18 protein-coding genes are annotated in these 19,851 nt (G+C 72.1%); 13 read left to right on the top strand and 5 right to left on the bottom strand.

Going from position 1 to position 19,851, the window contains the following annotated elements:
- Positions 1-141 precede the first annotated feature (141 nt).
- On the bottom strand, positions 142-2,487 hold the full coding sequence (locus tag ACH4N1_RS27730) for an immune inhibitor A domain-containing protein (protein WP_398101167.1): 2,346 nt from the start codon (positions 2,485-2,487) through the stop codon (positions 142-144).
- Positions 2,488-2,839: 352 nt separating this feature from the next.
- On the opposite strand from ACH4N1_RS27730, the gene ACH4N1_RS27735 reads away from it, so the two are divergent.
- Entirely contained in the window at positions 2,840-3,112 is a 273-nt protein-coding gene (locus ACH4N1_RS27735; RefSeq protein WP_398101169.1) for a hypothetical protein, read from the top strand.
- Between the two features lie 65 nt (positions 3,113-3,177).
- Here the strand turns inward: ACH4N1_RS27735 and ACH4N1_RS27740 are convergent, their stop codons facing one another.
- The gene (locus ACH4N1_RS27740) at positions 3,178-3,867 is read right to left on the bottom strand and encodes an RDD family protein (protein WP_398101171.1); all 690 of its coding nucleotides are present in this window, start codon (positions 3,865-3,867) and stop codon (positions 3,178-3,180) included.
- A gap of 87 nt (positions 3,868-3,954) precedes the next feature.
- Complete coding sequence (locus ACH4N1_RS27745) at positions 3,955-5,601, bottom strand: RDD family protein (RefSeq protein ID WP_398101173.1); 1,647 nt, start codon at positions 5,599-5,601, stop codon at positions 3,955-3,957.
- Positions 5,602-5,826: 225 nt separating this feature from the next.
- Between ACH4N1_RS27745 and ACH4N1_RS27750 the strand changes: the two genes are divergently transcribed.
- Positions 5,827-6,303 (top strand): SsgA family sporulation/cell division regulator, encoded by a 477-nt coding sequence (locus tag ACH4N1_RS27750; RefSeq protein WP_398101174.1) that lies wholly within the window; start codon positions 5,827-5,829, stop codon positions 6,301-6,303.
- Positions 6,304-6,314: 11 nt separating this feature from the next.
- On the opposite strand, the gene ACH4N1_RS27755 is transcribed toward ACH4N1_RS27750, so the two are convergent.
- Positions 6,315-7,721, bottom strand: coding sequence for an FAD-binding oxidoreductase (locus tag ACH4N1_RS27755; protein ID WP_398101175.1), 1,407 nt, complete (start codon positions 7,719-7,721; stop codon positions 6,315-6,317).
- Between the two features lie 92 nt (positions 7,722-7,813).
- On the opposite strand from ACH4N1_RS27755, the gene ACH4N1_RS27760 reads away from it, so the two are divergent.
- Entirely contained in the window at positions 7,814-9,292 is a 1,479-nt protein-coding gene (locus ACH4N1_RS27760) for a tetratricopeptide repeat protein (RefSeq protein WP_398101177.1), read from the top strand.
- A gap of 51 nt (positions 9,293-9,343) precedes the next feature.
- Here the strand turns inward: ACH4N1_RS27760 and hppD are convergent, their stop codons facing one another.
- A complete protein-coding gene (hppD, locus tag ACH4N1_RS27765) occupies positions 9,344-10,489 on the bottom strand; it encodes a 4-hydroxyphenylpyruvate dioxygenase (RefSeq protein WP_398101179.1) in 1,146 nt (381 codons plus the stop codon).
- Between the two features lie 122 nt (positions 10,490-10,611).
- On the opposite strand from hppD, the gene ACH4N1_RS27770 reads away from it, so the two are divergent.
- From ACH4N1_RS27770 to ACH4N1_RS27815, 10 genes are all read left to right on the top strand, one after another.
- Positions 10,612-11,106 carry an Lrp/AsnC family transcriptional regulator gene (locus ACH4N1_RS27770; RefSeq protein ID WP_363088623.1) on the top strand — a complete coding sequence of 165 codons (495 nt, stop codon included), beginning with the start codon at positions 10,612-10,614 and terminating at the stop codon, positions 11,104-11,106.
- A 6-nt stretch (positions 11,107-11,112) separates the two neighbouring features.
- Positions 11,113-11,760: an ABC transporter permease gene (locus ACH4N1_RS27775; protein WP_398101180.1), complete on the top strand. Its 648-nt coding sequence runs from the start codon at positions 11,113-11,115 to the stop codon at positions 11,758-11,760.
- The gene (locus ACH4N1_RS27780) at positions 11,753-12,985 is read left to right on the top strand and encodes a betaine/proline/choline family ABC transporter ATP-binding protein (RefSeq protein WP_398101182.1); all 1,233 of its coding nucleotides are present in this window, start codon (positions 11,753-11,755) and stop codon (positions 12,983-12,985) included. The genes ACH4N1_RS27775 and ACH4N1_RS27780 overlap by 8 nt, the downstream gene beginning before the upstream one ends.
- A gap of 38 nt (positions 12,986-13,023) precedes the next feature.
- Positions 13,024-13,818 carry an ABC transporter permease gene (locus ACH4N1_RS27785; protein ID WP_398101317.1) on the top strand — a complete coding sequence of 265 codons (795 nt, stop codon included), beginning with the start codon at positions 13,024-13,026 and terminating at the stop codon, positions 13,816-13,818.
- Entirely contained in the window at positions 13,815-14,771 is a 957-nt protein-coding gene (locus tag ACH4N1_RS27790; protein ID WP_398101183.1) for a glycine betaine ABC transporter substrate-binding protein, read from the top strand. The genes ACH4N1_RS27785 and ACH4N1_RS27790 overlap by 4 nt, the downstream gene beginning before the upstream one ends.
- Before the next feature lie 423 nt (positions 14,772-15,194).
- Positions 15,195-17,075, top strand: a complete 1,881-nt coding sequence (locus ACH4N1_RS27795) for an ATP-binding protein (RefSeq protein ID WP_398101185.1) — start codon at positions 15,195-15,197, stop codon at positions 17,073-17,075.
- 121 nt (positions 17,076-17,196) lie between these two features.
- The gene (locus ACH4N1_RS27800; protein ID WP_366059000.1) at positions 17,197-17,616 is read left to right on the top strand and encodes a roadblock/LC7 domain-containing protein; all 420 of its coding nucleotides are present in this window, start codon (positions 17,197-17,199) and stop codon (positions 17,614-17,616) included.
- Positions 17,613-17,969, top strand: coding sequence for a DUF742 domain-containing protein (locus ACH4N1_RS27805; RefSeq protein WP_363088542.1), 357 nt, complete (start codon positions 17,613-17,615; stop codon positions 17,967-17,969). Before ACH4N1_RS27800 ends, ACH4N1_RS27805 begins: the two co-directional genes overlap by 4 nt.
- Positions 17,950-18,567 carry a GTP-binding protein gene (locus tag ACH4N1_RS27810; protein WP_398101188.1) on the top strand — a complete coding sequence of 206 codons (618 nt, stop codon included), beginning with the start codon at positions 17,950-17,952 and terminating at the stop codon, positions 18,565-18,567. Before ACH4N1_RS27805 ends, ACH4N1_RS27810 begins: the two co-directional genes overlap by 20 nt.
- A complete protein-coding gene (locus tag ACH4N1_RS27815) occupies positions 18,564-19,826 on the top strand; it encodes a cytochrome P450 (protein WP_398101190.1) in 1,263 nt (420 codons plus the stop codon). Before ACH4N1_RS27810 ends, ACH4N1_RS27815 begins: the two co-directional genes overlap by 4 nt.
- The last annotated feature ends 25 nt before the right edge of the window (positions 19,827-19,851 follow it).

Consider the following 19,851-nt stretch of genomic DNA (forward strand, 5'->3'; position numbering starts at 1 on the left):
TCACACCCCCGTGCGTGTCGGTGTCGAGGCGGTCGTCCCCGGGACTGTCAATAAGAAGGGCACAGGAGGCACCTAAACACGATCGGCGGCAACCCGCCAGAGGGTTGCCGCCGATACGGTTCTGACCTGCCAGAACGTCGACTACTTGGTCGACGGACCCACCTTCACGGTGACCGTCGAGCCGCTCAGGGGCTCGCTGACGATCTTGATCGAGGTGTTGGTGTCAGTGATCTTGACGCCGGCCAGCGGGTTCGACGCGTCGTAGTAGGTCGACCTGCCGTCGTCGAAGACCGGGACGCCCGGACGGGCCTTGATCTTCGTGGCGACGTCGGCCTTGTGCAGCGTGATCGCGTCGGTCGGGTACCAGCTGAAGGGGGAGTCGAAGGCCTGGACGCGGTTGCGCATCAGGGTGCCGTCGGACCACTTCAGCGGGGTCGGGTGCGAGTCGACCGGGAGGATCAGGCCCTCACCCGGGTGCTGGCTGGTGTTGTCGTCGGCCTGGGAGGTGTCCCACTTCCAGATCAACAGGCCGTTCTGGTACGGGTAGTGCTCCACCCAGTCCGGACGGGTCGTCGAGAAGCCGTAGTTGTACGGGCCGACCTTGAGGACCTTGTCGTACGAGACGTACTGGCGGTTCTCGGCGATGTAGTACTGCGCGTATTCGTCCGTGATGGCCGCGCCTATGCGGGTGAAGCCGTTGGCCGTCCACGCGGCGTCCGCGCTCTCCGCGTCGTCGGAGAACAGGGTGGCGCCGTCCGCGGTCACCGTGATCTCGTCGGCCGCGAAGCCCTTCTGGGCCACGCCGCCGTCGGTGGCGTAGCGGAAGCGGACGTCGACCTTCTGGCCCGCGTAGGCGTCCAGGGAGTACGTCAGCTTCTGGTGGGCGTCGACCGTGCCGGTGAGGGCGGGCTTGCCGCTGCCGTCCCGCGGGACGGCCGAGCCGTCGGCCAGCTTGCCGTCGATCGGCGTCCAGTTGGAGCCGTCCGTGGACACCTCGGTGTAGAGGTAGTCGTAGTCGGTCTCGATGTCCCACCAGCCGTCCAGCGACAGCGCCGCCGTCGACCTGCCGGTCAGGTCGACCGAGCGGGTCAGGGTGTTGCGCAGGTCGTCACCGCTGCCGCTCCACCACTGCGTGGCGCCCTGGGCCGGCGTGACGACCTCGGTGGTGACCGTCTTCTCCGGCAGGGAGACGATGAGGGCCTGCGGGTTCTTGGTGTTGTACTCCGCGACGCCCAGCGTGTGCCTGGACTTCACGCCCGCCTTGGCGACCTCGTAGTCCAGCCAGCCGAGCTGGAGCTTGTCCCAGGAGTTCATGTCGCCGGGCAGGTCACCGATGGAGTCCTTGCCGGTGCCGAGCCAGGAACCGGAGGACATCAGCGTCCAGAAGCCGGTGGAGTTCTCGCCGCCCGCGGTGTCGTACTCGTCGGGCAGGCCGAGGTCGTGGCCGTACTCGTGGGCGAAGACGCCCAGGCCGCCGTTCTCCGGCTGGATGGTGTAGTCGCCGACCCAGATGCCGGTGTCGCCGATCTGGGTGCCGCCGAGCTTGTTGGTGTCCGGGCCGGTGGAGCCGGCGTCGGTGCCGAAGGCGTACCAGCGGTGGGCCCAGATGGCGTCCTCGCCCTGGGCGCCGCCGCCCGCGGACTCGTCCTCGCCGGCGTGCACGATCTGGAAGTGGTCGATGTAGCCGTCGGACTCGTTGAAGTCGCCGTCGCCGTCGTGGTCGTAGCGGTCCCACTGGTCGTACTCGGCCAGTTCGGCCTTGATCTCGGCGGCGGTGTCACCGGCGGCCTCGCGCTCGGCGACCCAGGCGTTGACGCCGTCCTGCACGGCGTACCAGGCGCCGGTGGAGGCGTCGTTGGAGCCGTAACGGGCCTCGTTGTAGGGGACCTTGACCCAGTCGGTGACTTCGCCGTCGACCGAGTAGCGGCCCGAGGACTGCTTCTCGTAGTACTTCTTCAGCGACTCGGTGCCCTTGGCGGTGCCGAAGTACAGGTCCTGGAAGTGCTTCTGGTCGTAGTCCGCCTGCCAGGCGGTGCTGTTGTCCTTGGCGCGGTCCGGCTGCGCGATCTGGTTGTGCAGCGGGCCGGGGGTGCCGCCGTAGCGGCTGTCCACCTGGTCGCCGAACTCGACGAGGATCGTGAAGATCTTGTCGGTCTTCTCGCGGCCGAGCTCGACGTACTTGCTCTTGCCCTTGCGGCTGTCGAGCTGGACGACCTTGGAGCCGTCCCGGTCCTTCACCGCGGATTCGCCGGATATGACCTGCTCGAGGGCTTCCTCGCGCTGGGCCTCCTGCGTCTTGCTGAGCGGCCCGTCGAAGTCGTGTTCGCGGGTCTTGGCCGGCTGCGGGTCGTGCCGGTCCACCGCCGGGGTGCCGGACGGCGCGTCGACGGCCGCCTGCGCCACGGTGAACGTCGAGAACGTCGCCGAGGCCGCCGCGAGGGCGACGACCGTGGCGGCCGTCCTGAACGTCCAGGATCTGCTGGTCACTTGATTGCCTCCCCTGACGCGTGCCGGACACGCGGAAGGGGGATCCATGTCAAGGGATGTCCGCGCGCGGTTATACGCGTGTAGTCAAGTGACGCCATTTGACTACTGCTTCACCGGAAAAGACAGACCTTGACTTGAACAGGTCAACGCATTATTGGAAGCCCACGTTCGCATTGCGGACATGTGACGATCACGTGACGGGCGCGCGGTCCCGTCCGGCAGGTGGACGCCATGACTCCGTGCGCCCCCCGTGCACCGGCACCGTGTGTCAGCTCACGCTTACCGCTCGTTCCCGTCGGGCATGCAGCCGAATAGAGTCGAGACCGCCCCCGCTTCCGAGGACACGATTGCCATGCCTCGTCCGACCGTCGCACAGCTCACGTACGGTTCCTGCACCGTCATCCTCTCGACGCTCGCCATGCTGCTGCTGTCACAGGCGAGTTCGGGCTCGCTCGTCGTGGTCGTCGCCGTCACCTCGCTCGCCCTCGGCGTGCTCGTCGCCATGACGCTCCCGGCGCCGCGTCGCCAGGCCACCGTCACCGTGGCGCGCTCCACCGTGGACGGGCCCGCACCCGCCCCGGTCGCCGCGGCACCCGAGCCGGTCCGGGAGCCGTCGACCCGTTGAACGGCGCGACAGGAAGGGCCTCGCACCCATGAGGAGCGGGGCCTTCCCGCCGTCCTGACGCACCGTCAGCCGGTGCTGACCACCACCGTCTTGGCGGCCTTGTCGTGCAGCCCCTGCTTGTAGGGCTTGTCGAAGAAGCTCCAGCCGCCGCAGATCGCCGTCCACAGGCAGGCGCAGCAGAACGCGAACGGCACCCACAGCACGAGGGCGCGCACCAGCGAGGTCTGCACGGAGGGCGTGGAGCCGTCGTCGAGGTTGGCCACGCGCAGGCCCAGCCACTTCTTGCCCAGGGTGCGGCCGGACCTGGCGGTCATGAAGGTGTCGTAGGCGACGTACAGCACGGCGGCCACGACGGACTGGGCGAGGGACTTGCCGACCCGGACGTCGCCCGCGCCGTACTCGTTGACCCCGAAGCCCCACGTCAGCAGCCACACGACGACCGCCACCAGGATCATGTCGATGATCCGGGCCAGCGTGCGTCTGCCGCTGTCGGCGAGCGGGGGCATCCCGGAGAGCGGGTCCGCGGGGTAACCGCCGTAGGGGTCACCGCCGTAGGGCCCGCCGCCGCCGAACGGCGGCTGCTGCCCACCCCCGTACGGCGGCGGCTGCCCGCCCGCACCGCCGGGCGGGCTGTCGTACGGCGAACCCTGCGGGCCCTGCCCCGGCCCGTGCGGCGGCTGCTGCGGGGGCTGCTTCCTGAACGGATCGTCCTCCGGCGGCTCGCCGCCGGAACCGGGGGGCGGTTCGGTCGTCATGGCCCGAGTCGAACGCGAACCGCCCGCCTCCGCATCCGGCGAGCGGCCGTCCGGGGGTACGGCATCCGCGGGCCGTTCCGACGGGGCCTACCCCGCCGCCACGAACGTGTGCGCCGCCTTGTCGTGCCAGCACTGGCGCCACGGCCTGTCGAACAGGCCCCACACGATGCCGACGATCCCGACGGCGAGGAGACCCGGGACGCTGTAGACGAGCCAGCGGCGCAGGGCGCGGCCGAACGACGGGGGCTGGTGGCCCTCGATGTCCCGCACCTCCAGCCCGAACAGCTTCTTGCCCAGGGTCCGGCCCCACCTGGCGGTCGGCAGCGCCTCGTACACGACGCCGAAGCAGAGCAGGACGGCCAGGACCACGCCGAGGTACGCCGACGTGGTGCCGTCCAGCAGCCAGACCGTGACGGTCTCGCCGGTGAGTTCGGCCGCGTCGATCTTGTCGTTGACGTGCTCGACCGCCTTCAGGCCGAGCGGGACCGCCGCCGCGCCGGTGACGGCCGCGAGGACGAGCGTGTCGACGAGCCGCGCGCCCAGCCTCCTGCCGAGTCCGGCGGGACGCGCCGCCGCCTGCCGGCGGGCGGCGGCCTGGAACACGTCGTCCACCGGCGGCTTCCACGGTGTCACGGGCTGGTCGTCCCCGGCACCCGCGAGCCGGTGCACCTGCTGCGCCCAGGACTGCTGTCCGCCTCCGGGCCCCGCGGCCATGGGCGCGGCGCCGCCGCCCGGCCCGGCCGCCCGGCCCCCCTCGGCCTGCTCGGGAAGGCCGGGGGCGACCGGGGCGCCGGCCGGGTGCGGGGCGCCGGGGACAGACGCTGCGGGGACGCCGGGGGTGGCCCGCTGGGGGCCGGAGAGGGGCTGGGCGCCTTGTGCGGGGGCGACCTGTGGGGCGGGAGCGGCCTGCGCGGCGGGGGCGGCAGGGGGGACGGGGGCGGCCTGCGCGGCGGGGGCGCTCTGTGCGGGCGCGGCCTGAGCCGCCGCGGCACGGTCGGCGGCGGCCTTGCCCGCGCCGAATCCGGGCTTGCCGGGCGCGTCGAGCGCACCCGCCGCGAGCGAACCCGCCGCGCCGGGACCGGCACCGGCATCGCCCGGCCCCCCGGAGCCCGGCGGGCCGAAGACCCCGGCGCCGGCTCCCGCACCGGGTGCACCGGGCGCACCGGTGACACCGGCGGGGCCGCTCGCGCCGGCCATGCCCACGGGACCCTGGGGGCCGGCGCCCGCCTGGTCCGGGGTGCGCGGGGACGGCGTGCGGAAGGTCATCGTGCCCTCGTCCGTGGCCGCGGGACCCACGGTCGGGCGGCGGGACATGAAGGTGGCGTCCGGCGCGGCGCCGGGCGGTGCCGTGCGGGGGTCCGGGGTCCGGGCGCCGCCCCAGGAGACGCGGCGGTCCTGGTCGCCGCCGAAGCCGGACTGGTGGGAGCGGTCGGCGCCCCACGCGGAGGCCGGTTCGGGCCGGCTGCCGTACTGCTGCGGGTCCTCGTCGAAGAAGTGCGGGCCCGTCTCCTCGACGGAGGCGGAGGCCGGAGCCGATGCCGGGGCGGGGGACGAAGCCGGGGCGGGAGACGCTCCCGGAGCGGCGAGCGGTTCGCCGCCGGACGGCGCCGGCCGGCTGGTGCCGGGCACCCAGGAGGCGCCGTTCCAGTACCGGACGTAGCCGGGGATGGACGGGTCCGGGTAGTACCCCTCGCGGGGGCTGTCGTCGCCTGGTGCCGGGGTTGGGGCGCTCATGTCCGTCGTCCCGTATCTGCTCGGGGGTGGGATGGGGGCCTCCACATCTATCAGACGGGCGCAACCCCCATCGCCGGTCCGGCCGGACCCACTCCTTTCCGGGCAACGGTGTGCACGCGACGCGCACGTTCGGACCGTTCACGAAAAAGTTCCCGAACCCGCGTAACGGTCGAATCCGAAGCCGCTCTCCCTCACGTACGCATCAGGAGCGAGAGGAGAACGGACATGCACCACACCGTGGTGGAACGGGAGCTGGAACTGCGGCTGATCCTGTCGCCGGAGCGCAGTGTCGCGGTCCCGGCGCGGCTCGGCTACCGCAGCGACGACCCCTTCGCCGTCCACGTCAGCTTCCACATCGACTCGGAGTGCCCCGTCCACTGGACGTTCGCCCGCGAACTCCTCGTGGAGGGCGTGTTCCGGCCCTGCGGGTACGGGGACGTGCGGGTGTGGCCGACGAAGGCGGACGGGCGCGGCGTCGTCCTGATGGCGCTCAGTTCACCCGAGGGCGACGCCCTGCTCGAGGCGCCCGCGGCCCAGGTGTCGGCCTGGCTGGAGCGGACGCTGGAGGCGGTGCCGCCGGGGACCGAGGACGGGCGGCCCGGCGTCGACGAGGCGCTGGCCGAGCTGCTCGCGCCCCTTCCGGTGGACGACCTGTGGCCGTGCGACCCGTGGCCGTCGGACGAGTCGGAGGACGGTGAATGACGGCGCGCGGCTCAGAACAGCTTGCCGGGGTTGAGGATGCCCAGCGGGTCGAAGACCTGCTTGATCCGCCGCTGCATCTCCACTCCGACGGGGCCCAGTTCGCGCGCCAGCCACTCCTTCTTCAGCACGCCCACGCCATGCTCGCCGGTGATGGTGCCGCCCAGTTCCAGGCCGAGCGCCATGATCTCGTCGAAGGACTCGCGGGCGCGCCGCGCCTCGTCGGGGTCGGCCGCGTCGAAGCAGACGGTGGGGTGGGTGTTGCCGTCGCCCGCGTGGGCGCAGACCCCGATGGTGAGGCCGTGCTTCTGCGCAATGCGCTCGACGCCTTCGAGCAGGTCGCCGAGGCGGGAGCGGGGCACGCACACGTCGTCGATCATCGTCGTGCCCTTGACCGCCTCGAGGGCCACCAGCGCGGACCGCCGGGCCTGGAGGAGGAGCTCGGACTCGGCGGCGTCCTCGGCGGGGACGACCTGGGTGGCGCCGGCGGCCTCGCACAGCGCGCCGACGGCGGCGAGGTCGGCGGCCGGGTCCGGGGTGTCGAAGGCGGCCAGGAGGAGGGCCTCGGTGGTCTCCGGCAGGCCCATGCGGGTCAGCTCGTTGACCGCCCTGACCGTCGTACGGTCCATCAGTTCGAGGAGGGAGGGGACGTGGCCGCCGGCCATGATGCGGCAGACGGCGTCGCAGGCGGCGCCGGCGGAGGCGAACTCGGCGGCCAGGACCAGTTGCCGCGGCGGCTGCGGCTTCAGGGCCAGGGTGGCGCGGACGACGACGCCGAGGGAACCCTCCGAGCCGACGAACAGGCGGGTGAGGTCGTACCCGGCGACGCCCTTCGCGGTGCGGCGGCCGGTGGACATCAGCCGTCCGTCGGCGAGGACGACGTCCAGGCCGAGGACGTACTCGGCGGTGACGCCGTACTTCACGCAGCACAGGCCGCCGGAGGCGGTGCCGATGTTGCCGCCGATCGTGCACGTCTCCCAGCTGGAGGGGTCCGGCGGGTAGCACAGGCCGTGTTCGCCCACCGCGCGGGAGAGCACGGCGTTGACGACTCCCGGTTCGACGACGGCGACCCGGTCGACGGGGTTGATCTCCAGGATGCGGTCCATCTTCGTCAGGGAGAGGACCAGGCAGCCGTCGGAGGCGTTGGCGGCGCCCGACAGACCGGTGCGGGCGCCCTGCGGGACGACCGGGACGCGCAGCTCGGTGGCGGTGCGCAGGACGTGCTGGACCTGTTCGACCGTGCGCGGCAGGACGACGGCGGCCGGGGTGCCGGCCGGGCAGAAGCTCGCCATGTCGTGGGCGTAGGCGGCCGTGACGTCGGGGTCGGTGAGGACCGCCTCGGCGGGCAGGCCGTCGAGCAGTCGGTCGAGGAGGTTGCCGGTCACCTCGTCGCGAGGGGCTTCGATGCGGCTCATGATCACAGCGTCGCACCCGCCGCCATCGGTGTGAACCCCGTCTGCGGCACCCGGCCGATACCGGCACGCGGTCGTCGCCCTGGCGCACAGTGAGCGCCATGGAGAGCGCTACCGAGACCGCCGACGCCGCTGCCCGAGCCCCCGCCGACACCGACGCCGCAGCCCCCGGGACTCGGTCCGGGGCGGGGAAGGGCCGCTCCCGGCCGCGCCGGCGGGTGCTGGCCGGCGCGCTGGCCGGCGGCCTCGTGCTGGGCGGGGTCCTGCTCTGCCTGCCCGGCGAGGAGGCGGGCCGGCCGGCGCCGGGGCCCGGTCCGGGGGCGCGGGCGCAGGCGGCGGTCCGGACCGGGGCGGCGGCCGCGCTGCCCGATCTGGCGGTGCTGATCGGCGAGCGCGAGGCGCGGGTGCGCGCCCGTCCGCAGGACGCCCGCTCCTGGGCCGTCCTCGGCGCGGCCTACGTCGAGCACGGCCGGCGCACCGCCGACGCGGCCGCCCTCTACCCCCAGGCCGAACGGGCGCTGCGGACCTCCCTGTCGGTGCGTCCCGCGGGGAACACCGAGGCCCTGGTCGGGCTGGCCGCCCTGGCCAACGCCCGTCGGGACTTCCCGGCCGCGCGGTCCTGGGGCGAGACCGCGCGCAAGCGGGCTCCGAAGCGCTGGACGGTGTATCCGCAGCTGATCGACGCCTACACCGGGCTCGGCGACCACAAGAGGGCGAGGGCCGCGCTGGACCGCCTGCTGGAGCTGCGCTCGGGACCGGCGGCGCTGGGACGGGCGGCGGCCGTCTACCGCGACGAGGGCCGGCGCGAGGACGCGGCGGCCGCGCTGTCGGACGCGGCGGCCGGGGCGGCCGCTCCCGCCGAACGGGCGGCCTGGCTGGAGCGGGCCGGGCAGCTCGCCTTCGAGCGCGGTGACCGGGAGCCGGCGCTGCGGTACTTCCGGGAGGCGGTGCGGCTCGATCCCGACCAGTGGGCCGCGCAGGCCGGGCGGGGGCGGGCGCTGGCGGCGCTGGGCCGGACCTCGGAGGCGCTGGACGCGTACCGGGCGGCCCTGGCCGGGCAGCCGCTGCCGCAGTACGCGCTGGAGCTGGGCGAGCTGTACGAGTCGCTGGGGAGGCCCCGGGCGGCGCGCGTGCGGTACGACCTGCTGCGCGAGCTGGTCCGGCGGGAGGCGGCCGGCGGGGTGGACGGGGCGCTGGTGCTGGGCCGGTTCGAGGCCGACCACGGCGATCCGGCGGCGGCCGTGCGGCAACTGCTCGCACAGTGGCGGCGCCAGCCGGGGATCGAGGTCGCCGACGCGCTGGGCTGGGCCCTGCACCGGGCCGGGCGGCACGAGGAGGGGCTGCGGTACGCCGTGATCGCCACCGACCGGGCGCACCAGGGCACGGTGCGCAGCGCGTCGTACCTCTGGCACCGGGGCATGATCGAGCGGCAGTTGCGGCGGGAGGGGGCGGCGCGACGGCATCTGGAGGAGGCGCTGCGGATCAACCCGTACTTCTCCCCGCTGCACGCGCGGACGGCCCGCACGGCGCTGGTGGCGCTGGGCGAGCCGTCGGTGGCGCGGGTGCCGGACTTCTCGTGACCGGCCGCCGGTGGTGACCGGTCACCACCGGCGGCCGGTGGGCGGCGGCCTCTAGAGGTTGCCGCGCTTGGCCTGTTCGCGTTCGATCGCCTCGAAGAGGGCCTTGAAGTTGCCCTTGCCGAAGCCCATCGAGCCGTGGCGTTCGATGATCTCGAAGAAGACGGTCGGCTTGTCCTGGACCGGCTTGGTGAAGATCTGGAGCAGGTAGCCGTCCTCGTCGCGGTCGGCGAGGATCTTCAGCTCGCGCAGGGTCTCGACGGGGACGCGGGTGTCGCCGACCCACTCGCCGAGGGTGTCGTAGTACGAGTCGGGGGTGTCGAGGAACTGGACGCCGGCGGCGCGCATGGTGCGGACCGTCTGGACGATGTCGCCCGTGTTGAGCGCGATGTGCTGGACGCCCGCGCCGCCGTAGAACTCCAGGTACTCGTCGATCTGCGACTTCTTCTTCGCGATCGCGGGCTCGTTGATCGGGAACTTGACCTTGAGCGTGCCGTCGGCGACGACCTTCGACATGAGGGCGCTGTACTCGGTGGCGATGTCGTCGCCCACGAACTCCTTCATGTTGGTGAAGCCCATGACGTCGTTGTAGAAGCCCACCCACTCGTTCATCCGGCCGAGTTCGACGTTGCCGACGCAGTGGTCGATCGCCTGGAAGGTGCGGTGGGCGGGCGGCTCGACGATCGGGTCCGCGGCCACGTAGCCGGGCAGGTAGGGGCCGTCGTAGCCGACGCGCTCGACGAGGGTGTGGCGGGTCTCGCCGTAGGTGGCGATCGCGGCCAGCACCACGGTGCCGTGCTCGTCCTTCAGCTCGTACGGTTCGGCCACCGAGCGGGCGCCGTGTTCGAGGGCGTAGGCGTAGGCGGCGCGGGCGTCCGGGACCTCGATGGCGAGGTCGACGACGCCGTCGCCGTGCTCGGCCACGTGCCGGTCGAGGAAGTGGCCCCAGGCGGTGGCGGGCTTGATCACCGAGGTCAGGACGAAGCGGGCGGAGCCGTTCTCCAGGACGTAGGAGGCGGTCTCGCGGCTGCCGTTCTCCGGTCCGGAGTAGGCGACCAGCTTCATGCCGAAGGCGGTGGAGTAGTAGTGCGCGGCCTGCTTGGCGTTGCCCACGGCGAAGACGACCGCGTCCATTCCCTTCACCGGGAAGGGGTCGGCCTGCCGGGCGGTGTCGGGAGTGTGGTGTGTGGTCTGCGTCATGGCCGAAGCGTCGCGCCACCCTGCAAGGTGCGCAATAGTTCGTCACACCGCTGGTCAGTCTGCCCAGTGGTACGGCGGTCGTGGCGGCTTTTCTGTACAGGGTGACCATCTCGGAGGCGGGCGTGGCGATCGATCATCTGGACGGGCGGATCATCGTGCTGCTGGCGCGGGAGCCGCGGATCGGCGTGCTGGAGATGTCGCGGCGGCTGGGTGTCGCCCGGGGGACGGCACAGGCGCGGCTGGACCGGCTTCAGTCGAACGGAGTCATCCGCGGATTCGGCCCCGAGGTGGACCCGGCGGCACTCGGCTACCCGGTCACCGCGTTCGCCACGCTGCAGATCAGGCAGGGCCAAGGCGCCGACGTACGGGCCCACTTGGCGTCCGTTCCGGAGGTGCTGGAGCTGCACACCACCACCGGCACCGGGGACATGCTGTGCCGTCTGGTGGCCCGCTCCAACGCCGATCTCCAACGGGTCATCGACCGGGTTGTCGGCTTTGATGGCATTGTCCGGGCCTCCACCGCGATCGTGATGGAGAACCCCGTGCCGCTGCGGATCATCCCGCTGGTGGAGCAGGCCGCGGACGATCGGGAAGGACCGGGCCGGACGACGGGGTGAGGGCGTGTGAGCTTCTGGGAGTACCTGGGCAACCGACACCAGCAGCTGCTCACCGACGCCTACCAGCACGCCAGCGTCGTCTTCCAGTGCATGGTCCTGGCCACCCTGATCGGCGTGCTGCTGGGGGTCGCCACCTACCGCAGCGACTGGGCCGGCACCCTCGCCACCACGGCCACCTCCACCATCCTCACCGTCCCGTCCCTGGCCATGATCGGTCTGCTGATCCCGGTGGTGGGCCTGGGCGTGCCGCCGACGGTGATCGCGCTGACGCTGTACGGGCTGCTGCCGATCGTGCGGAACTGCGTCGTGGGGCTGCGGGGCGTCGACCCGTCCCTGGTGGACGCGGCCAGGGGCATCGGGATGTCGGGCGTGATGCGGCTGGCGCGGGTCGAACTGCCGCTGGCGTGGCCGCCGATCCTGACCGGCATCCGGGTCTCCACCCAGATGCTGATGGGCATCGCCGCCATCGCCGCCTACGCCTCCGGGCCGGGCCTGGGCAACGAGATCTTCCGCGGCCTGGCCTCCCTGGGCAGCAAGAACGCGCTCAACCAGGTCCTCGCGGGCACGCTCGGGATCATCGTGCTGGCCCTGCTGTTCGACGCCGCCTACGTCGTCGTCGGCCGGCTGACGATTCCGAGGGGGATCCGTGCCTGAGTCCCACGGCGCCGCGATCGAGCTGGAGAACCTCACCAAGCGCTACCCGGGCGGTGCGGCTCCCGCCGTGGACAACGTCAACATGGAGATCAAGGCGGGCGAGATCGTCATCTTCGTCGGGCCGTCCGGCTGCGGGAAGTCGACGACCCTGAAGATGATCAACCGGCTGATCGAGCCGAGCGGCGGCCGGATCCGCATCGGCGGCGAGGACGTCACCGACATCGACCCGGTGAAGCTGCGCCGCAAGGTCGGTTACGCCATCCAGGCTTCGGGGCTGTTCCCGCACATGACGGTCGCGCAGAACATCGCGCTGGTGCCGAGGATGACCGGCTGGCCGAAGGGGCGGATCAGGGACCGGGTGGAGGAGATGCTCGACCTGGTCGGTCTGGACCCCGGGGAGTTCCGCCACCGGTATCCGCGCCAGCTGTCCGGTGGTCAGCAGCAGCGGGTCGGCGTGGCACGCGCGCTGGCGGCCGATCCGCCGGTGCTGCTGATGGACGAGCCGTTCGGCGCCGTGGACCCCATCACCCGCGACCACCTCCAGGACGAGCTGATCCGGCTCCAGCACGAGCTGCACAAGACGATCGTGTTCGTCACCCACGACTTCGACGAGGCGATCAAGCTGGGCGACCGGATCGCGGTGCTGCGCGAGCGCTCGCACATCGCCCAGTTCGACACCCCGGAGGCGATCCTCACCAATCCGGCGGACGACTTCGTGTCCGGGTTCGTGGGCGCCGGCGCGGCGCTGAAGCGGCTCAACCTCACGCGCGTACGGGACGTGGAGATCACCGGGTGTCCGACGGTGACCGTCGACGACCCGCTGCAGACCGTCTTCAACCGGATCCGCTCCAGCGGGACGAACGAGATCCTGCTGCTGGACAAGCGCGGCCGGCCCTACAAGTGGCTGCGGCGCGGCGACCTGATGCGTGCCAAGGGCTCGCTGGCCCGCGCCGGCACGCTGGTGACCGACACGGTGACGCGGGACGCGACGCTGCGGGACGCCCTGGAGGCGGTCCTCACCGACAACACCGGGCGGGTCGCGGTGACCGGGCGGCGCGGCGAGTACACCGGGGTCGTCGACATGGAGACGCTGATGAACTCGGTGCACGAACTGCTGGAGGCCGACCGGCTGGAGGCGCTGGAGGCCCAGCACGAACTGGAGGAGGCCCGAGCCGCGCAGACGCACGCGGAGCAGGAGGGCCCCGGCGGGGAGGCGACGACGTGAGCACCTCCGGGCCGGACGACGGCACGAGCGCCTCCGGGCTGGAGGACCGGCCGGTCCGGGAGGAGCCCCCGGCTCCGCCGCCCGCTCCCGCGCGCCGCCGCATCGGCTGGCCGAAGCTGACCCTCGTGCCCGCGTTCGTGGTCGCGATGCTGCTCGCCACCTGGCTGTGGTTCGCGCAGGCGGACCTGGACACCGTCTCCGAGAACGCGCTGGCCGGCCGGCAGGTGTCCAAGGCGCTGTGGCAGCACATCCAGTTGACGGTGATCTCGACCTTCTTCGTCCTGATCATCGCGATCCCGCTGGGCATCCTGCTGACCCGGCCGGCCTTCCGCAGGGCCACCCCGGTCGCGATGGCCTTCGCCAACATGGGCCAGGCCACCCCCGCGATCGGCCTGCTCGCCCTGCTGGTGATCTGGCTGGGCATCGGCCGCCGGGCGGCCCTGATCGGGATCATCGCCTACGCCGTCCTGCCGGTGCTCTCCAACACCATCGCCGGCCTGAAGGCGAACGACCCGACGCTGCTGGAGGCCGCCCGCGGCATCGGCATGTCCCCGCTCGGGGTGCTCACCCGCGTGGAACTGCCGCTGGCGGTGCCGCTCATCCTCGCCGGTGTCCGTACGGCGCTCGTCCTGAACGTCGGCACGGCCACCCTGGCGACCTTCGGCGGGGGCGGCGGACTGGGCGTGCTGATCACCGCCGGCATCACCAACCAGCGCATGCCGGTGCTGGTGCTGGGTTCCGTCCTGACCGTGGCGCTGGCCCTGCTCGTCGACTGGCTGGCCTCACTGGCCGAGGTGCTGCTGCGGCCGCGCGGTCTGGAGGCGGGACAGTGAGAAGGACGCCGTGCGCCCTCGCGGTGCTGCTGGTGCTGGCCTCCGGCTGCGGGCTGACCAGCGGCTCCCCCATGGTCGACGACGTCTCCCCCGGCTCGATCGGCAAGGGGGAGCCGCTCAAGGGCGCCGATCTCACCGTGACGTCGAAGTCGTTCACCGAGAGCCTCATCCTCGGCGCGATGCTGGGCATCGCCTTCGAGGCGGCGGGCGCGGACGTCCTGGACCGCACCGGCATCCAGGGGTCCATCGGCGGCCGCGAGGCGATCCGCAAGGGCGACGCCGACGCCATGTACGAGTACACGGGCACCGCCTGGATCACGTACCAGGGCAACAGCGAGCCCATCACCGACCCGCGGCGGCAGTGGGAGGCGGTGCGGGACGCCGACGTGCGCAACGGGGTGACCTGGCTGCCGCAGTCCCGGCTGAACAACACCTACGCGCTGGCGATGAACCAGGCCAACCACAAGAAGTACGGCACGAAGACGCTGTCGGAGGTGGCCGCGCTGTCCCGGTCCGACCCCGAGGCCGTCACGCTGTGCGTGGAGGGCGAGTTCGCCAACCGCGCGGACGGGCTGCCGGGCATGCAGAAGGCGTACGGCATGGACGTGCCGGCGGACCGGATCACGCAGATGGACACCGGGATCATCTACACGCAGACGGCGAAGGGGAGTTGCACCTACGGGGAGGTGTTCACCACCGACGGCCGCATCAAGTCCATGAACCTGGTGGTGATGGCCGACGACAAGAAGTTCTTCCCCAACTACAACGCGGCGCCCGTGATCAACACCGAGACCTTCGAGAAGTGGCCGGCCATCGCCGAGGTCGTCGACCCGGTGACCGCCAAACTGGACAACGCGGTGGCGCAGGAGCTGAACGCGAAGGTGGACGTGGACGGGGAGGATCCCCATCAGGTCGCGCTGGACTGGATGAAGGCGGAGGGATTCGTGAAGTAGGGGGCGCCTTCCGTTCCTGTGGCGGATTTCGTGGGGAATCTGTGAGCGGCCTGCACGATTTTCGACTCATACCGCGCGGGGAACTTTCAGAATTGACCGGAAACCGACGCTCCGCCTCGCCCACCCCACCCTCCGGGCAAGGGAATCAAGGCACTTGACGCCCGCGCCCGCCTGTCGCGCGGGAAGGACATCGGGAGAAAAACACCATCTCGCGGCTACCACGGTGCCCGTTTCCAGCAGCGGCTTTGCGACGAAATCGGCTCACCGGCAGGCTGGGCGAGCGGTGAGATCAACACCCTCCGCGCAATGACTAGCATGAGCCGGTACCCGGATCGGAAAATCACATCTTTCTCGCTTCCGGGCCTGCGGCCGTCGTGTCGGTCGATCCGTTCTTCCTGCTCTCGAGGACCGAGGAACCGCGGAATGCCTCTGCCTGCACCACCCCGTCAGCGTCGGTCAGCTGAACTCCCCCCCACCTCGTCGGCCGTACCCGTGACGGTGCTGCTGCTGAGTGCCGCAGCCGCGGGCACGGCCGTCGCGACGGCCCCCGCCACGGCCCGCACCTGGGCGGTGGTCACGGCCGTGGCCGCCTGGTGCTGCGTGGCGGCCACCGTCCTCGTCTGCGGCCTGCTGCTGCGGCGGGCCCGCCGGGCCACCGCCGCGACGGACGCCGAGGTCGCCCGGCTGACCGCGCTGTCGGCGCAGCAGTCGGCCGAGTCGGCGCACCTGGTGAACGTCACCGTGCCCGCCCTCGTGAGCCGGCTCCGCGACGGCACGCGGGCGAAGGACGCCCTGGACCAGGTGACGCTGCCCTCCGACGCGCAACTGCGCCGCACCGTGGAGGCCTTCAGCTCCGCGGTGGAGCAGGTCGTGCAGTACGCGGCGGCCACGGACACCGAACGGCTGCGCGCACGCGAGGAGTTGGCGCAGGTCACCGAAGAGGTGGCACAGGTGACGCGGACCGTCCTGCCCGACATGGTCGGGCAGCTGCGGGAGGGCAACTCCGCCGACACCGTGCTGGCCGGGTGGGAGTGGCCGCCCTCCTCCCTGCTGCGGGCACCCGTCGAGGCGTTCGTGCGGGAACTCGCCCGCAGCGAGCGGCGGGCCGCCGCCGCACAGGCCGCCTCCGCGAAGGCCCTGAGCCGGGTCCAGGCCAAGACCGTCAGCATGCTCGCCGATCTGCGCGAGATGCAGGAGCGGCACGGCGAGGAGATCTTCGGAGACCTGCTGAAACTGGATCACAGCACCTCCCAGCTGGGCCTCATGACCGACCGGCTGGCCCTCCTCATGGGCGGCCGGTCCAGCCGCGCCTGGAACAAGCCGATCGTGATGGAGAGCATCCTGCGCGGCGCGGCCGGCCGGATCGCGGCGTACCAGCGCGTACGGCTGCACTGTTCCACGAACGCCGCGATCTCCGGTTTCGCCGCGGAAGGCGTGATGCACCTGATCGCCGAACTCATGGACAACGCGGCCAACTTCTCGCCGCCCATCGACGAGGTCCACGTGTACGTCGACGAGCACAGCGCCGGGCTCGTCGTCACGATCGAGGACAGCGGTCTGAAGATGGCGGACGCGGCGATGCGGCACGCCGAGGAGGCCGTGGCGGGGCACATGACCGACCTCGCCTCGCTGCCCGGCACCCGGCTCGGCCTGGCCGTGGTCGGCGGGCTGTCCGTCAAGTACGGCATCAGCGTCAACTACCGGCCCTCGTCCCGCGGCGGCACCGGCGTCGTCGTCCTGCTGCCCCGGCAGCTGCTCGCCCAGCGGCGTGACGCGGCACCGCAGGAGACGGCACACCGGCCTGCCGCGGCGACGCCCGCGCGGGCCACGACGGGCACCGCACAGCCGACGACGGGCGGAGTGTCCATGCCGGGTGAAGAGTCCGTACCGGGCGGGGTTTCGGGGACGGGCGGAGTGCCCGCTCCCGCCGTGCGACCGGCCGCCGCCACCCCTCCCGCGGCACCGGCACCGGCTGCGGCTGCGGCCTCGACACCGGCCGCGGCTCCGGCTCCGGCTTCGTCGGAGGTCCGCGGTCGTGACGCGTCCCGCCGTCCGGCGGCGGCCACGCCGAACGGCCTGCCCGTCCGCGCCCCCGGCCGCACCATGGCCGAGGCCGAGCAGGAACGGCAGCAGCGCAGGACGGCGGCCGACTCCCCCGCGCCGGGCGGAACACCGGGACAGACCCCTCCCGGCGCACGCGACGCGGGCACCCGCTTCGGCGCCTTCCACAGCGGGCGCGCCTCCGCCGGCGAAGCCGGCCCGTCCGGGACCGGCACCGCGCCCGAGCCGCCGGCCGCCCGGTAACCCCACGTCCTTCCCCCTCCGGCGCCGGAGCCACGGCGCCCCCTTCCCCGCTTCAGCTCGTGAGATTGGAGGAACGGGCCGGTGACCTGGGCTTTTGGGCCCTACCGTCCCCACACCTACCATGCAGACCACCGACAACAGCCTCACCTGGCTTCTGCAGGGCCTTCTGGAGCGCGTTCCCGGCGCCCGGCACGCCCTGGTCCTGTCCCGGGACGGCCTGAAGCTGTGCTGGACCGAACACCTGGCGCTCGACCAGGCCGACCAGCTGGCAGCCATCTGCTCGGGCATGCAGGCCCTCGCCCAGGGCGCGTCCGTCGAGTTCGGCGACGGGAGCGGTGGTGTCCGCCACTCCATGACCGAGTTCCACGGCGGTCAGCTCTTCATCGTGCAGGCGGGCGACGGCGCGCATCTGGCGCTCCTCTGCGCGGAGAGCGCCGACCCCGGAGTGGTGGGTCACCAGATGACCGAGCTGGTCGAGCAGATCGGTGAGCACCTGCGGGCCGAGCCCCGCGGGGGCGCGCAGGGGAGCGCCTCGTCGTGACGCGTCGGCCCGTGGACACCGGCGATCCCGACCGCCTCTACACGATCACGGGCGGGCGCAGCCGTGCGGACGACGCATTCGACCTGGTCACCCTGATCGTCAGTGAGAGCGCGCCCACCGCCGGGATGCAGTCGGAGCACGCGCGGATCCTGGATCTGTGCCGGCATCCGACGGCCCTCGTCGAGGTCGCCGCGGAGATGAAGCTGCCGATCACGGTGGTGCGCATCCTCCTCGGCGACCTGCTCGCCATGGGCCGTATCACCGCCCGTCACCCACCCGCGCCGCGGTCCCTCGCCGCGCTCCCCGACTCCGCTCTACTCATGGAAGTGCTGCATGGGCTCCGCAACCTCTGACCTGCCCTCCCTGCGTACGCCCCTGTCCGATGCCGCCGAGACCGGCCTGAAGATCGTCGTCGTGGGCGGCTTCGGGGTCGGCAAGACGACCCTGGTCCGCTCGGTCAGCGAGATCCGTCCGCTCAACACCGAGGAGGTGATGACGCAGGCGGGGGTCGGTGTCGACGAGACCCGGCAGGTGGCCGCGAAGACCACCACGACGGTCGCCTTCGACTTCGGCCGGATCAGCCTCAACAAGCGCATGGTGCTGTACCTGTTCGGCGCACCGGGCCAGGAACGGTTCTGGTTCCTGTGGGACCGGCTCTTCTCCGGCACCCTCGGCGCGGTCGTCCTGGTCGACACGCGCCGGATGGACGAGTCCTGGTACGCGATCGACCGGCTGGAACACCACAGGACGCCGTTCGTGGTGGCCGTCAACCGGTTCGACGACGAACCCGACCGGTACTCCCTCGACGAGATCCGCCAGGCGCTCGCCCTGCCCGCGCACGTGCCGCTCGTCGACTGCGACGCGCGGGTCCGGTCGTCGGGCAAAGACGTACTGATCACCCTCGTGGACCACCTCTACGAAATGGCCATGGCCCAGGAGATGACACCGTGACCGACACCGGATCCCGTTCCCCGCACGCGCCCGGCGCGGGGTGCCCCGCGCACGCGGGCGCCGTGCGACTGGGCGGTCTGGAGTACCAGCAGACACCGGCGGACCTGTACCGGTCCCTGCGCCGGGAGCACGGCGCGGTGGCGCCCGTGCTGCTCGACGGGGACGTCCCCGCCTGGCTGGTCCTCGGTTACGCCGAGGTCAGCTACGTGACCGGTCACGACGAGCTGTTCGCCCGCGACTCGCGGCGCTGGAACCAGTGGGAGAACATCCCCGCGGACTGGCCGCTGCTGCCGTTCGTCGGGTACCAGCCCTCGGTGCTGTTCACCGAGGGCGAGGAGCACCGGCGGCGGGCCGGGGTCATCACCGAGGCGCTGGAGGGCGTCGACCAGTTCCAGCTGTCGCGTGACTGCCGGCAGCTCGCCGACCGGCTCATCGCGTCGTTCGCCGGCAGCGGCCAGGCCGAGCTGATGAGCATGTACGCGCACGCGCTGCCGATGCGCGCCGCGGTCCAGATGTGCGGGATGCCGCACACGGGTGAGGCCACCCAGCAGCTCGTCGAGGACCTGCGGATCTCCCTCGACGCCGCGGAGGGCGACGACCCGGTGGCCGCGTACACGCGCGTGGGCGAACGGATCCAGCAACTGGTCAAGGACAAGCGCGAGCGTCCGGGGCCGGACGTCACCTCGCGCATGCTGCAGCATCCGGCCGGACTGACCGACGAGGAGATCGTGCAGGACCTGATCTCCGTCATCGCCGCCGCGCAGCAGCCGACCGCCAACTGGATCTGCAACACGCTGCGGCTGCTGCTCACCGACGAGCGCTTCGCCGTCAGCGTGTCGGGGGGCAGGCTCAGCGTGGGCGAGGCGCTCAACGAGGTCCTCTGGCTCGACACCCCGACACAGAACTTCATCGGCCGCTGGGCCGTGCGCGACACCCAGCTCGGCGGACGGCTGATCCGGGCGGGCGACTGCCTGGTGCTGGGACTCGCCGCGGCCAACACCGACCCGCAGATCTGGCCCGAGTCGCACGTCGGGGCGGAGAGTTCCGCGCACCTGTCGTTCAGCAGCGGGGAGCACCGGTGCCCCTACCCGGCTCCGCTGCTGGCCGACGTCATCGCCCGCACCGCGGTGGAGACCCTGCTGGAACGGCTGCCCGACCTGGTCCTCACGGTGGAGCCGGAGCAGCTCACCTGGCGCCCGTCCATCTGGATGCGCGGTCTCCACTCGTTGCCGGTGGAGTTCACCCCGGTGGTGCGGTAGCGGGGCGGGCCGGGGCGCGGGTCCC

It is taken from the genome of Streptomyces sp. NPDC017202 (assembly GCF_044331705.1).
Classification (GTDB): domain Bacteria; phylum Actinomycetota; class Actinomycetes; order Streptomycetales; family Streptomycetaceae; genus Streptomyces.

Coding starts and splice junctions, on each gene's coding strand:
- ACH4N1_RS27735 (WP_398101169.1), top strand. CDS start 2,840: ATGCCTCGTCCGACCGTCGCACAGCTCACGTACGGTTCCTGCACCGTC.
- ACH4N1_RS27740 (WP_398101171.1), bottom strand. CDS start 3,867: ATGACGACCGAACCGCCCCCCGGTTCCGGCGGCGAGCCGCCGGAGGAC.
- ACH4N1_RS27745 (WP_398101173.1), bottom strand. CDS start 5,601: ATGAGCGCCCCAACCCCGGCACCAGGCGACGACAGCCCCCGCGAGGGG.
- ACH4N1_RS27750 (WP_398101174.1), top strand. CDS start 5,827: ATGCACCACACCGTGGTGGAACGGGAGCTGGAACTGCGGCTGATCCTG.
- ACH4N1_RS27760 (WP_398101177.1), top strand. CDS start 7,814: ATGGAGAGCGCTACCGAGACCGCCGACGCCGCTGCCCGAGCCCCCGCC.
- hppD (WP_398101179.1), bottom strand. CDS start 10,489: ATGACGCAGACCACACACCACACTCCCGACACCGCCCGGCAGGCCGAC.
- ACH4N1_RS27795 (WP_398101185.1), top strand. CDS start 15,195: ATGCCTCTGCCTGCACCACCCCGTCAGCGTCGGTCAGCTGAACTCCCC.
- ACH4N1_RS27800 (WP_366059000.1), top strand. CDS start 17,197: ATGCAGACCACCGACAACAGCCTCACCTGGCTTCTGCAGGGCCTTCTG.
- ACH4N1_RS27810 (WP_398101188.1), top strand. CDS start 17,950: ATGGGCTCCGCAACCTCTGACCTGCCCTCCCTGCGTACGCCCCTGTCC.